The organism is Kitasatospora sp. NPDC127060 (assembly GCF_042724935.1).
Lineage (GTDB): Bacteria > Actinomycetota > Actinomycetes > Streptomycetales > Streptomycetaceae > Kitasatospora.
The window spans coordinates 431,066-443,305 of the sequence record NZ_JBHXEG010000001.1 but is presented as its reverse complement, the minus strand read 5'-3'; the positions used below and the strand labels follow the sequence as shown (position 1 = coordinate 443,305).

General features: G+C 72.7%; 11 protein-coding genes and 1 pseudogene. 9 read left to right on the top strand and 3 right to left on the bottom strand.

Annotation, left to right across the window (positions count from 1 at the left end; genetic code table 11):
- Positions 1-153 precede the first annotated feature (153 nt).
- Both ACFWIS_RS01920 and ACFWIS_RS01915 read right to left on the bottom strand, forming a co-directional pair.
- A complete protein-coding gene (locus ACFWIS_RS01920; RefSeq protein ID WP_380463783.1) occupies positions 154-453 on the bottom strand; it encodes a hypothetical protein in 300 nt (99 codons plus the stop codon).
- Between the two features lie 34 nt (positions 454-487).
- Positions 488-1,282 carry a PspA/IM30 family protein gene (locus ACFWIS_RS01915; RefSeq protein ID WP_380463785.1) on the bottom strand — a complete coding sequence of 265 codons (795 nt, stop codon included), beginning with the start codon at positions 1,280-1,282 and terminating at the stop codon, positions 488-490.
- Between the two features lie 316 nt (positions 1,283-1,598).
- On the opposite strand from ACFWIS_RS01915, the gene ACFWIS_RS01910 reads away from it, so the two are divergent.
- Both ACFWIS_RS01910 and ACFWIS_RS01905 read left to right on the top strand, forming a co-directional pair.
- Positions 1,599-2,198 carry a DUF3043 domain-containing protein gene (locus ACFWIS_RS01910; RefSeq protein ID WP_380463787.1) on the top strand — a complete coding sequence of 200 codons (600 nt, stop codon included), beginning with the start codon at positions 1,599-1,601 and terminating at the stop codon, positions 2,196-2,198.
- Between the two features lie 179 nt (positions 2,199-2,377).
- Positions 2,378-3,118, top strand: a complete 741-nt coding sequence (locus tag ACFWIS_RS01905; RefSeq protein WP_380463796.1) for a class I SAM-dependent methyltransferase — start codon at positions 2,378-2,380, stop codon at positions 3,116-3,118.
- A gap of 21 nt (positions 3,119-3,139) precedes the next feature.
- Here ACFWIS_RS01905 and ACFWIS_RS01900 read toward each other — a convergent pair whose 3' ends face one another.
- Positions 3,140-3,340 carry a hypothetical protein gene (locus ACFWIS_RS01900; RefSeq protein WP_380463789.1) on the bottom strand — a complete coding sequence of 67 codons (201 nt, stop codon included), beginning with the start codon at positions 3,338-3,340 and terminating at the stop codon, positions 3,140-3,142.
- 98 nt (positions 3,341-3,438) lie between these two features.
- Here ACFWIS_RS01900 and cobU point away from each other — a divergent pair.
- From cobU to ACFWIS_RS01865, 7 genes and pseudogenes are all read left to right on the top strand, one after another.
- Positions 3,439-4,032, top strand: a pseudogene (cobU, locus tag ACFWIS_RS01895) (bifunctional adenosylcobinamide kinase/adenosylcobinamide-phosphate guanylyltransferase); the annotation flags it as partial.
- Between the two features lie 11 nt (positions 4,033-4,043).
- Positions 4,044-5,159, top strand: coding sequence for a nicotinate-nucleotide--dimethylbenzimidazole phosphoribosyltransferase (locus ACFWIS_RS01890; protein WP_380463791.1), 1,116 nt, complete (start codon positions 4,044-4,046; stop codon positions 5,157-5,159).
- Positions 5,160-5,389: 230 nt separating this feature from the next.
- Complete coding sequence (locus ACFWIS_RS01885; RefSeq protein ID WP_380463793.1) at positions 5,390-6,181, top strand: adenosylcobinamide-GDP ribazoletransferase; 792 nt, start codon at positions 5,390-5,392, stop codon at positions 6,179-6,181.
- Positions 6,182-6,437: 256 nt separating this feature from the next.
- Positions 6,438-7,943: a leucyl aminopeptidase gene (locus ACFWIS_RS01880; protein WP_380463794.1), complete on the top strand. Its 1,506-nt coding sequence runs from the start codon at positions 6,438-6,440 to the stop codon at positions 7,941-7,943.
- Positions 7,944-8,348: 405 nt separating this feature from the next.
- On the top strand, positions 8,349-9,737 hold the full coding sequence (gene lpdA, locus ACFWIS_RS01875; RefSeq protein ID WP_380455762.1) for a dihydrolipoyl dehydrogenase: 1,389 nt from the start codon (positions 8,349-8,351) through the stop codon (positions 9,735-9,737).
- Between the two features lie 67 nt (positions 9,738-9,804).
- A complete protein-coding gene (sucB, locus tag ACFWIS_RS01870) occupies positions 9,805-11,562 on the top strand; it encodes a 2-oxoglutarate dehydrogenase, E2 component, dihydrolipoamide succinyltransferase (RefSeq protein WP_380455764.1) in 1,758 nt (585 codons plus the stop codon).
- A gap of 138 nt (positions 11,563-11,700) precedes the next feature.
- Positions 11,701-12,216 (top strand): DUF4240 domain-containing protein, encoded by a 516-nt coding sequence (locus ACFWIS_RS01865; protein WP_380455885.1) that lies wholly within the window; start codon positions 11,701-11,703, stop codon positions 12,214-12,216.
- Positions 12,217-12,240: the final 24 nt, after the last annotated feature.

The following is a 12,240-nucleotide window of genomic DNA, read 5'->3' as shown; positions in this document are numbered from 1 at the left end:
CACACCCTAACGCGCCGGCAGCTTCTGTTGTTTAAAAGCCACAGGTCGGCACCGGGTCCGAGTGCCCCGGAGGCGAGCGGGCGAATAACAGCGAAGGGCGGGCTCCCTCCGATCGGAGGGAGCCCGCCCTTTCGTCTGGCAGCGGCCGCGCGGCTACTCGTACTCGGGGAACCCCGGGATGACGCCCTCGCCCTCGGACAGGAGCAGGGCCCGGACCTCGTCGAGGGTCGCCTCGGCGCTCGGCAGGATCAGCTCGGACGGCTCCAGCGAGTCGTCCGGCAGCCGGCTGCCGTACTGCTTCACGGCGTCCAGCAGCTTGCCGTAGGCCTGGCGGAAGGTGTCCTCGTCGCCCGACTCCACCGCGGTGAGCAGCTCGTCGTCGAGCTGGTTGAGCAGGTGCAGGTGGTCCTCGCCCACCTCGAACTGCCCCTCACCCATGACCCTCATGATCATGCTGCGCTTCTCCTGGTTCGTGGGTGTGTTCAGCTCACTTGTTGTAGTTGATGCGCGGGGTGTCCTGCGGGTGCGACTCCTGCGGCTGCTGGGCCGGCTTGCCCTGCTCGATCGCGGCCGGACCGGCGGCGGGGCCACCGGACAGCTCGGCCTTCATCCGGGCCAGCTCAAGCTCGACGTCGGAACCGCCGGCCACTCGCTCCAGCTCGGCCTCGATGTCGTCCTTGCGGCCGAGACCGCTGGCGTCGTCGAGCGCGCCGGAGGCCAGCAGCTCGTCGATCGCACCGGCCCTGGCCTGCATCTGCGCCGTCTTGTCCTCGGCACGCTGGATCGCCAGGCCGACGTCGCCCATCTCCTCCGAGATGCCGGAGAAGGACTCGGCGATGCGGGTCTGCGCCTGCGCCGCGGTGTAGGTGGCCTTGATGGTCTCCTTCTTGGTGCGGAAGGCGTCCACCTTGGCCTGGAGCCGCTGGGAGGCGAGCGTGAGCTTCTCCTCCTCGGCCTGCAGGGCCTGGTACTGCGTCTCCAGGTCGGTGATCTGGGACTGCATGTTGGCCTTGCGGGTCAGCGCCTCGCGGGCGAGGTCCTCCCGGCCGAGGGACAGCGCCTTGCGGCCCTGGTCCTCGTACTTGGCGGACTGCTGCTGGAGCTGGGTCAGCTGGAGTTCCAGGCGCTTGCGCGAGGTCGCGACGTCCGCGACGCCACGCCGTACCTTCTGCAGCAGTTCGAGCTGCTTCTGGTAGGAGTAGTCGAGCGTCTCACGGGGATCCTCCGCCCGGTCCAAGGCCTTGTTCGCCTTGGAGCGGAAGATCAGCCCCATACGCTTCATGATTCCGTCGCTCATGGGCCTCGGGTGCCCCCTTCTCCGGCCTGCGGTTTTAAATCTCGTTACCAGACACGACGAGTGTATGTGCAGCGAGCCCGTCGCCGCAGTGCACCTGCCTGCAACAAGACTGCTACAGCGACCGGTGCCAGATCCTCATCCCCCGGGTGGATCCGCCTCTCATCCTCCCCATACTCCATCCGATTGATCCCCTACGGGAAGAGCCCGGGAGATCCGGGTCGGATCGCGGCCGGGCGGATCGATATGCGTTTGGGTCCGAGGGGACCCGTGGTCGCGGCGCCGCACCCCGTACGCTGGTGGTGTGTTCCGACGCCGTTCAGATGATGCCGCCGCCTCCGCCACCGTGCTGGAGAAGCAGGACGAGACGCCCCAGGCCCGCCACCCGCAGGCCAAGAAGGGCCGCCCCACCCCCAAGCGCAACGAGGCCGAGGCCAACCGGCGCACCCGGGTCACGGTGCCCAAGGACCGCAAGGAGGCCTCCCGCCAGGCGCGCGACCGGATGCGCACCGAGCGCGAGAAGCAGCGCCAGGCGCTGATCGACGGCGACGAGCGCCACCTGCCCGCCCGCGACAAGGGCCCGGTGCGCAAGTTCGCCCGCGACTACGTGGACTCCCGCTGGTCGCTGGCCGAGTTCTTCCTGCCGGCCGCCGTGGTCATCCTGGTGCTGAGCATCGTCAAGGTGCCCGCCCTGCAGCTGCTGTCCACGCTGCTGTTCCTGCTGTTCTTCGTGCTCGTCGTCCTGGACTTCGTCCGCCTCGGCTTCGGCCTGCGCAAGCAGCTCACCGAGCGCTTCACCGGGCAGAACACCCGCGGCACCGTCGCCTACGGCATCATGCGCACCCTGCAGATGCGCCGGCTGCGCCTGCCCAAGCCGCAGGTGCGGCGCGGGGAGAAGCCCTGACCGCCGAACCGGTGGACTCCGGCTGGGCCCCGCCGTCCTGGGAGGGGCCCGGCCTCTACGCCCTGCCCGGACAGGGGGGCGCCCTGCCCGGACAGGGCGACGGCGGCCACGACCGGCTCGGCCTGGAGCGCCGGCTGCCCTCGCGCAGCGGCTCCTTCGCCGGCGGCACCGCCGCCTGGCTGGACCGGCTCGGCGGACTGCGCAACTTCGTCCGGCAGGAGCTCGTCTCCCGGCAGCTCGCCGAGCAGCTGACCGGCCGGAGTGCCCAGCGCGTCCTGGACATCGGCTGCGGCCAGGGCACCCAGGCCCTGCGGCTGGCCCGGGCCGGCCACTACGTCACCGGGATCGACTCCGACCCGGTCGCCCTCGGCGTCGCCCAGGGGGCGCTCGCGGAGGAACCGCCCGAGGTGCGCGGCCGACTGCAGTTGCTCAGCGGCGACGGCCACCAGTGCGGTCGCTGGTTCGGCCCGCGCAGCTTCGACGTGGTGCTCTGCCACGGCGTCCTGATGTACCTGCCCGACCCGGACCCGATGATCGCCTCGCTGGCCCGGCTGCTGGCGCCCGGCGGGCTGCTCTCACTGCTGGTCCGCAACCGCGATGCGCTCGCGCTGCGGCCCGCCGCCGCCGGGGACTGGCGGGCCGCCCTGCACGCCTTCGAGAGCGACCGGTACTACAACCGGCTCGGGCTGGCCGCCCGCGCCGACCGGCTCGCCGACCTGACCGTCACCCTCTCCGAGGTGTCCGTGCCGCTGCGGCACTGGTACGGCGTCCGGGTCTTCACCGACAACGCGCCCGACGACGCGGCCCCGCCGGTGGACGGGCGGCAGCTGGCCCAGTTGCTCGAAGCCGAGGACCGGGCCGCCCGCACCGACCCGTACCGGCAGGTCGCGGCGCTGCTGCACGTGATCGGGGCGAAGTAGGGGCTCAGCCCTGGTGCGGGCTCAGCCCTCGTGCAGGCTCATCCCGTAGACCTTGGCGCCGTCCTCCAGCAGGACCGCGGTGTCCACGCCCTCCTCGGCGAGCTGCTTCCAGCTCTCCCCGATCCAGGTCTCGGCGTCGCCCTGACCGGCGAACTCCTCCTGGCCGAGGCTCGACGTCACCGCGCTGCCGTCCGCCTTCTCGTACCGCCACGTCCAGACCATGCCCGGCTCCTCCCACTGACGCTGCCTGCTGTACTGCCTGCTGTGTGCTGCGCACCATAGCCTGCCCGGCCCGATCTTCCGTATGCCTGTCGGGCAGGATGGGCGGCATGGCGACCCACCCCCCGCTCCCCCGCACGCTGCTGCTCGGCGGCGCGCGCTCCGGCAAGTCCACCCGTGCCGAGCAGCTGCTCGCCGACCACCCGGACGTCCTGTACGTGGCCACCGGCGGCACCCGGGACGGCGACGCCGAGTGGGCCCAGCGGGTCGCCCTGCACCGGGACCGCCGGCCGGCGGGCTGGCGCACCGCCGAGACCTGCGAGCTGGAGGCGGTGCTGGCCGACTCCGAGGACCCGGCGCCGGTGCTGATCGACTGTCTGGCGCTCTGGCTGACCGCCGTGATGGACGAGAGCGACGCCTGGGACGACCTGGCCTGGGCGGACGGCGGCGAGGCCGCGGTGCAGCGCCGCTGCGAAGCCCTGGCCGCGGCCTGGGCCGGCACCCCGCGCACGGTCGTCGCGGTGAGCAACGAGGTCGGCATGGGCGTCGTCCCGGCCACCGCCTCCGGGCGGCGCTTCCGCGACACCCTCGGCCGGCTCAACATGGCCGTCGCCGACGCCTCGGAGCGGGTCCTGCTGGTGGTCGCGGGACAGGTTCTGACGGTCAAGCCGAGCCCGCACACCTGCGGCGTGTAGCCTTCCGGACGATGGACACGACCGTGGATCTCGATACGTTCTCCTCGCTCGTCGAGCGCCCCGACGACAGCGCCCGGCGGGCCGCCGAGGAACGCTGGCAGGAGGCCGGGCGGCCGCGTGGCGGCCTCGGCAAGCTGGAGGAGCTGGGCAGCTGGCTGTCGTCCGTACAGGGGCGCTCCCCGGTGCGGCCGGTCTCGGCGCCCAAGGTGCTGCTGTTCGCCGCCGACCACGGCGTGGCCGCGCTCGGCGTCTCCCGGCTGCCCGCCGACGGCGGCACCGCGGCCCGGGTGCGGGCCGTGCTCGACGGCAGCGCCCCGGTGGCCCGGCTGGCCGCCCGCTACGGCGCCGAACTGCGGGTCGTCGACGTCGCGGTGGACACCGACCCCGCGAACTTCCCGGACGAGGTGGTCGCCCACCGGATCCGGCGCGGCTCCGGCCGGATCGACGTCGAGGACGCCCTCACCCCGGAGGAGGCCGTCCGGGCCTTCCGGGCCGGCATGGCCGTGGCCGACGAGGAGGCCGACGCCGGCACCGACCTGGTGCTGCTCGGCGACCTCGGGGTCGGCTCCACCACGGTGGCCGCCGTCCTGGTCGGCGCGCTGTGCGGGACGGACGCGGCCGCGGTCTGCGGGCGCGGCTCGGGCATCGACGACCGCGTGTGGATGGTCAAGTGCGCCACCATCCGGGACGCGCTGCGGCGCGCCCGGCCGGTGCTCGGCGACCAGCTCGCGCTGCTCGCCGCCACCGGCGGGGCCGACTTCGCGGCGATCACCGGCTTCCTGCTGCAGGCCGCCGTCCGACGGCTGCCGGTGGTGCTGGACGGCGTGGTCTCCTCGGCCTGCGCGCTGGTCGCCCAGCGGATCGCCTTCCGGGCGCCGGAGTGGTGGCGGGCCGGGCAGTCCAGCGGCGAGCCGGCCCAGGCCAAGGCGTACGACCGGCTCACCCTGACCCCGCTGCAGGACCAGGGCGTCACCGTGGGCGAGGGCGTCGGCGCGGTGCTCGCGCTGCCGCTGCTCCAGGCGGCGGGCGACGCGCTCGCCGAGGAGGCGCCGAGGCCGTTCGTGCCGTCGGTGCCGAAGGAGCAGCCGAAGCTGCCGTCGGCGGCGGATCTGCTCAGGAAGCTGTAGCAGGGGCGGCTGTCCGGACGCTCCGTCAGCTGAGGCTCGGCGTTCGGGCTTCGGGCCGTGGCCTTCCGCCTCGCGCAGTTCCCCGCGCCCCTTTCGGGGCGCGGGGATTCTGTTTGTCGGGGGGCTTCGGTTGGCGTCCGGCTTCGGTCGCGTCGGGGCGCGGGGATTCTGTTCGTCGGGGGCGCAAGGGGTTCGGTCGGGGCAGGGCGAGTGCGGTGGAGGAGTGCGTGATGGCCGGCGGCGGTGGGCGAGCGACGTGGGGCGAGGGGCTGCGGTTCGCGTTCGGGACGCTGTCCGTGCTGCGGGTGCGGGTGGAGCGGTGGGACCGCGAAGCGGCGGGCCGGGCGATGACGGCCGCTCCGGTGGTCGGGGCGGTGCTGGGCGGGATCGCCGCCGTGGTGGGTGCGCTGGTGGCCGGGCGGGCGGGCGGGCTGCTGGGGGCGGTGGCGGCGGTGGGGGTACTCGCCGCACTGACCCGGGGACTGCACCTGGACGGCCTGGCGGACGTCGCCGACGGGCTGGGCAGCGGCAAGCCCGCCGAGGACGCGCTGCGGGTCATGAAGCAGTCCGACATCGGCCCGTTCGGCGTACTGACCCTGCTGCTGGCGCTGCTGGCCCAGGTCGCCGCGCTGGCCGGGCAGTTCGGGCAGTCGACGCCGCGCGGCGCGCTCGCCGTACTCGCCTCGGCGGTGGCCGCGCGGTGCGCGCTCGCCTGGGGCTGTCTGCGGTCGGTGCCGGCCGCCCGGCCGGGCGGGCTGGGGGCGATGGTGGCGGGCACCGTCACACCCGCCGGGGCCGTCGCCGGGACGCTCGCCGCCGTCCTGGCCCTGGCCGCTGCCGGATCGTTCGACGGGTGGTCAGCAGCCCGTCTCCCGCTGGCCGTTGTGCTCGGTGTGGCCGGTTCCCGGCTGCTGCTGGAGCGCTGTGTCCGCCGGTTCGGCGGCATCACCGGGGACGTGCTCGGCGCGATGGCCGAGACCGCCGCGACCGGGACGCTGTTCGCCCTGGCGTTGCTCGGCTGACACCGGGCGGCGCGTGATCCCACCATGCGGACTACCATGCGTGGAGCACCGCAGCCCTGCACCGTGGCAGGTCCTGCCCGCCCGGCGCGCACCGAGGAGCCGGGGCCTCTGGCGTGCGCGGCCGCTCCGACGGACGCGCGCACCAGGGGGCCCGGAATCCAGGGCCCGCCGGCGGACGGCCCTGCACGTCGGGCTGCGCCGGTTCGGCAGTCACGCCGCGACCGGCCGTGGACCGCGAAAGAACAGGACGCATTACGTGACTGCATTGTCTGTGAGCACCTCCTCCGCCGCCTCGCTGCGTGCGGACGCCCTGGTGGTCGGTCTCGCGAAGGGCCCCAAGGGGATCGTGCTGACCCCTGGTGCCGAGGCCGTGAACGAGGCGTTCGAGGGCAAGCTGGCCGAGATCCTCGGCACCCTGGGCGCGACCGGCGCCGAGGGCGAGGCCGTCAAGGTGGCCTCCCCCGCCGGCCTGAAGGCCGCGCTCGTGCTCGCGGTCGGCCTCGGCGAGGCGGCCGAGGGCGCTTACGGCCTGGAGGCGCTGCGCCGCGCCGCCGGTGTCGCCGCCCGCACCCTGGCCGGCACCAAGAAGGCCGCGCTGGCCCTGCCGGCCGAGTCCGCGGAGGAGGTCGAGGCGGTCGCGCTGGGCGGCCTGCTCGGCTCGTACGCCTTCGGCGCCTACAAGGGCAACGGCAACGGCAAGGAGCCGGTCGGCGAGCTGGTCGTGCTGACCGCCCGCAAGGGCAGCAAGGACGCCAAGGCCGCCGTGGAGCGGGCCACCGCGATCGGCGAGGAGATGAACCGCGCCCGCGACCTGGTCAACACCGCGCCGAACGACCTGAACCCGAAGAGCTTCGCCGCGATCGCCCAGGCGGCCGGCAAGGAGCACGGCCTCAAGGTCGAGGTGCTGGACGAGAAGGCGCTGACCAAGGGCGGCTACGGCGGCCTGCTGGGCGTCGGCAACGGCTCGACCAACCCGCCGCGGCTGGTGAAGGTGGCCTACACCCACCCGAAGGCGAAGGCCTCGCTGGCCTTCATCGGCAAGGGCATCACCTACGACTCGGGCGGCATCTCGCTGAAGCCGGCCGGCCACAACGAGACCATGAAGTGCGACATGGCCGGCGCCGCCGCCGTGTTCGCCGCCGTGGTGGCCGCCAAGCGCCTGGGCCTGGCCGTCAACGTGACCGCCTGGCTCGCGCTGGCCGAGAACATGCCCTCCGGCACCGCCACCCGCCCGGGCGACGTGCTCCGCATGTACGGCGGCAAGACCGTCGAGGTCCTGAACACCGACGCCGAGGGCCGGCTGGTGCTGGCCGACGCGATCGTCAAGGCCGGCGAGGACAACCCGGACGTCATCGTCGACGTGGCCACCCTGACCGGCGCCATGGTGCTGGCCCTGGGTACCCGCACCTTCGGTGTGATGGCCAACAACGACGAGCTGCGCTCCACCCTGCACGCCCTCGCGGGCGAGGTCGGCGAGCAGTCGTGGCCGATGCCGCTGCCGGCCGACCTGAAGAAGGGCATGACCGACTCGACCATCGCCGACCTGGCGAACATGGGCGAGCGGATGGGCGGCGGCCTGGTGGCCGGCCTGTTCCTGCAGGAGTTCGTGGCCGAGGGCATCGACTGGGCGCACCTGGACATCGCCGGTCCGGCGTTCCACGAGAGCGCACCGTTCGGCTACACCCCGAAGGGCGGCACCGCGAGCGCGGTGCGCACCCTGGTCCGCTTCGCGGAGCAGACCGCGGCCAACGGCAAGGCCTGATCCTCCAGGCCCCGGCCTCGACGGGGGCCCGGCGCGAGTGCGCCGGGCCCCCGTCGGCGTTTCCGTACGGGTTACCTGCGAGTAGACCGGGACGCCTCACCGCACCCTTGTTCGCCACGGGCGAAACTTTGTTCCGCACTGCGGAAGAGGTGGCTGCGAAGCGGGCGGAAGACGCCCGTCCGGCGGCTGTCAACAAGGCCTTGAGCTGCGATGATGCCCTTCCGTCGGGGGCATTCCCGCCCCGGTGACCACTCCGTGGGACTCCCCTGGGGTGGACCCGGACATCAGCCACCGCGAACAAGTGCGAAGATGTATTTCCGGCACGACTGGGCGCCCCACAAAGGCTTCCGACCCACCGGACCGCGACCGGCCCGGCGACCCACCCCATTGCATGGAGGACGTGACGTGGCGAACGACGCCAGCACCGTTTTCGACGTAGTCATTCTCGGAGGCGGAAGCGGCGGTTACGCCGCGGCGCTCCGCGCCGCTCAGCTGGGTCTGAGCGTTGCCCTGGTCGAGAAGGGTGAGCTGGGCGGCACCTGCCTGCACCGCGGCTGCATCCCGACCAAGGCTCTGCTGCACGCCGCCGAGATCGCGGACGAGACGAAGGAGGCCGCCGAGTTCGGCGTTCTGGCCACCTTCCAGGGCATCGACATCAACGGCGTCCACAAGTACAAGGACGACGTCATCGCCGGCCTGTACAAGGGCCTGCAGGGCCTGGTGGCGTCCCGCAAGGTCACCTTCATCCAGGGCGCGGGCAAGCTCTCCTCGCAGACCTCCGTGGACGTGAACGGCCAGCGCATCGAGGGCCGCCACATCGTCCTCGCCACCGGTTCGGTGCCGCGCTCGATCCCGGGCCTGGAGATCGACGGCAACCGCGTGATCTCCTCCGACCACGCCCTCAAGCTCGACCGGATCCCGAAGTCGGCCGTCATCCTCGGCGGCGGCGTCATCGGCGTCGAGTTCGCCTCGGTCTGGAAGTCCTTCGGCGTCGAGGTCACCATCGTCGAGGCGCTGCCGCACCTCGTCCCGCTGGAGGACGAGAACTCCTCCAAGCTGCTGGAGCGCGCCTTCCGCAAGCGCGGCATCAAGTTCGAGCTGAAGGCCCGCTTCTCGGGCGTCGAGTACACCGAGTCCGGTGTCCGCGTCTCCACCGAGAACGGCAAGCAGATCGACGCCGACCTGCTGCTCGTCGCCATCGGCCGCGGCCCGGTCTCGGCCGGCCTCGGCTACGAGGAGAACGGCGTCGCGATGGACCGCGGCTACGTCCTGGTCGACGAGTACATGCGCACCAACGTGCCCACCATCTCGGCCGTCGGCGACCTCGCCCCGACCCTGCAGCTCGCCCACGTCGGCTTCGCCGAGGGCATCCTGGTCGCCGAGCGCCTGGCCGGCCTCAAGCCGATGCCGATCGACTACGACGGCGTCCCGCGCGTGACCTACTCCAACCCGGAGGTCGCCTCCGTCGGCATCTCCGAGGCCAAGGCCGTCGAGCTGTACGGCAAGGAGAAGGTCGTCACCCTGAAGTACAACCTGGCCGGCAACGGCAAGAGCAAGATCCTGAAGACCGCCGGCGAGATCAAGCTCGTCCAGGTCAAGGACGGCGCCGTGGTCGGCGTCCACATGGTCGGCGCCCGCATGGGCGAGCAGGTCGGCGAAGCCCAGCTGATCTACAACTGGGAGGCCCTGCCGGCCGAGGTCGCGCAGCTCATCCACGCGCACCCGACCCAGTCCGAGGCCCTGGGCGAGGCGCACCTGGCGCTGGCCGGCAAGCCGCTGCACGCGCACGACTGATCGCGCCCACCACCCCCCCGTTTCCAGTACTTCCCGTACGCAAGACTTGATAGGAGTCGCTGAAACCATGGCGGTCTCAGTAACACTGCCCGCGCTGGGCGAGAGCGTTTCCGAGGGCACCGTCACCCGTTGGCTGAAGGCCGAGGGTGAGCGTGTCGAGGTCGACGAGCCGCTGCTCGAGGTGTCGACCGACAAGGTCGACACCGAGATCCCGGCCCCGGCTTCCGGCATCCTCTCCTCGATCAAGGTCGGCGAGGACGAGACCGTCGAGGTCGGCGCCGAGCTGGCGATCATCGACGACGGCACCGGCGCCCCGGCCGCCGCCCCGGCCCCCGTGGCCGAGGCCGCTCCGGTCGCCGCGCCGGCCCCGGTCGCCGCGCCGGCCCCGGTCGCCGAGGCCCCGGCTGCTCCGGCTGCCGCCCCGGCTGCTCCGGCCGCCGCCCAGGCCGCCGACGCCACCCCTGTGCTGCTGCCCGCCCTGGGCGAGTCGGTCACCGAGGGCACCGTCACCCGATGGCTGAAGGCCGAGGGTGAGACGGTCGAGGTCGACGAGCCGCTGCTCGAGGTCTCCACCGACAAGGTCGACACCGAGATCCCGTCGCCGGTCGCCGGCGTCGTCGTCAAGATCCTGGTCGGCGAGGACGAGACCGCCGAGGTCGGCGCCCAGCTCGCGCTGATCGGTGCCCCGGGTGCTGCCGCTGCCGCTCCGGCCCCGGCCGCCGCTCCGGCTCCCGTCGCCGCTCCGGCCCCGGCCGCTCCGGCCGCTCCGGCTCCGGCTCCGGCCGCCGCTGCTCCGGCTCCGGTTGCCACCCCGGCTCCGGTTGCCACCCCGGCGCCCGCTGCCGCTCCGGCTCCGGTTGCCACCCCGGCGCCGGTCGCCCCGGCCGCTGCGGTGGCCGACGCCGGTGACGCCTACGTCACCCCGCTGGTGCGCAAGCTCGCCGCCGAGCACGGCGTGGAGCTGGCCTCCGTCGCCGGCACCGGCGTCGGCGGCCGCATCCGCAAGCAGGACGTCATCGCCGCCGCGGAGGCCGCCAAGGCCGCTCCGGCCCCGGTCGCCGCCGCCCCGGCCGCTGCGCCGAAGGCCGCTGTCGCGCCGTCCGCCCTGCGTGGTCAGACGGTCAAGATGACCCGCATGCGCAAGGTCATCGGCGACAACATGATGAAGGCCCTGCACGAGCAGGCTCAGCTGACCAGCGTGGTCGAGGTGGACGTCACCAAGATCATGTCGCTGCGCGCCAAGGCCAAGGAGGGCTTCCTCGCCCGCGAGGGCGTCAAGCTCTCCCCGATGCCGTTCTTCGTGAAGGCCGCCGCCCAGGCCCTGAAGGTCCACGCGGTCGTCAACGCGCGGATCAACGACGCCGAGGGCACCATCACCTACTTCGACACCGAGAACATCGGCATCGCGGTGGACTCCGAGAAGGGTCTGATGACCCCGGTCATCAAGGGTGCGGGCGACCTCAACATCGCCGGCATCTCGAAGAAGACCGCCGAGCTGGCCGCCAAGGTCCGCGACAGCAAGATCACCCCGGACGAGCTGTCCGGCGCCACCTTCACCATCAGCAACACCGGCTCGCGCGGTGCGCTGTTCGACACCGTGATCGTGCCGCCGAACCAGGCCGCCATCCTGGGCATCGGCGCCACCGTCAAGCGCCCGGTCGTCATCGAGGCCGACGGCGGCACCGCCATCGGCATCCGTGACATGACCTACCTCTCGCTCTCCTACGACCACCGCCTGGTGGACGGCGCCGACGCCGCCCGCTACCTGGTCGCGGTCAAGGAGATCCTGGAGGCCGGCGAGTTCGAGGTCGAGCTCGGCCTGTAAGGCGCACGGCCGCACCGCGGTCGTACGGAGCCCCGTGTCGTTCCCGGACGGCGCGGGGCTCCGGCGTATTCCCGGGATGCGGAATCCGCCGGGTCATGGCATGCGTGAAGACGACGGAACAGGGATGCTTGAGCCGTGATGGACGAGACCGACTTCTGGCAGATCATCGACGACACCTGGGAGGCCGCCGACGGCGATCCCGACGAACAGGCCGAACGGCTGGTGGAGCGCCTCGTCCAGCTGACTCCCGACGACGTGATCGACTTCGCCCGGCTGTTCGAGGCCCGGTTCCAGCGCGCCTACCGCTACGACCTGTGGGGCGCCGCCCACCTGCTGCTGGACGGCGCCTCCGAGGAGACCTTCGACTACTTCCGCTGCTGGCTGATCGGCCAGGGCCGGGAGATCTTCGAGGGCGGGCTGGTCGAGCCGGACGACCTGGCGGACCTGCTGCCCGAGTTCGACGAGGAGGAGGACGGCGAGGCCGAGGACCTCGGCTACGCCGCCGACGAGGCGTACGAGCAGCTGACCGGCCTGCCGCTGCCCGACGTGGGCGGGCGGCAGGCGGGGCGGCCGGCCGGGGCGACGCTGGACTTCGACGACCCGGACGTCATGGCGAAACGCTTCCCCAAGCTCTGGGAGCGCTACGGGGACTAGCTAGGCTCCGGTGGATCCTGCCGC

Excerpts from the sequence above, each read along its gene's own strand:
- ACFWIS_RS01920 (WP_380463783.1), bottom strand. The coding sequence starts at position 453 with ATGATCATGAGGGTCATGGGTGAGGGGCAGTTCGAGGTGGGCGAGGAC.
- ACFWIS_RS01915 (WP_380463785.1), bottom strand. The coding sequence starts at position 1,282 with ATGAAGCGTATGGGGCTGATCTTCCGCTCCAAGGCGAACAAGGCCTTG.
- ACFWIS_RS01900 (WP_380463789.1), bottom strand. The coding sequence starts at position 3,340 with ATGGTCTGGACGTGGCGGTACGAGAAGGCGGACGGCAGCGCGGTGACG.
- ACFWIS_RS01890 (WP_380463791.1), top strand. The coding sequence starts at position 4,044 with ATGGACACGACCGTGGATCTCGATACGTTCTCCTCGCTCGTCGAGCGC.
- ACFWIS_RS01885 (WP_380463793.1), top strand. The coding sequence starts at position 5,390 with ATGGCCGGCGGCGGTGGGCGAGCGACGTGGGGCGAGGGGCTGCGGTTC.
- sucB (WP_380455764.1), top strand. The coding sequence starts at position 9,805 with ATGGCGGTCTCAGTAACACTGCCCGCGCTGGGCGAGAGCGTTTCCGAG.
- ACFWIS_RS01865 (WP_380455885.1), top strand. The coding sequence starts at position 11,701 with ATGGACGAGACCGACTTCTGGCAGATCATCGACGACACCTGGGAGGCC.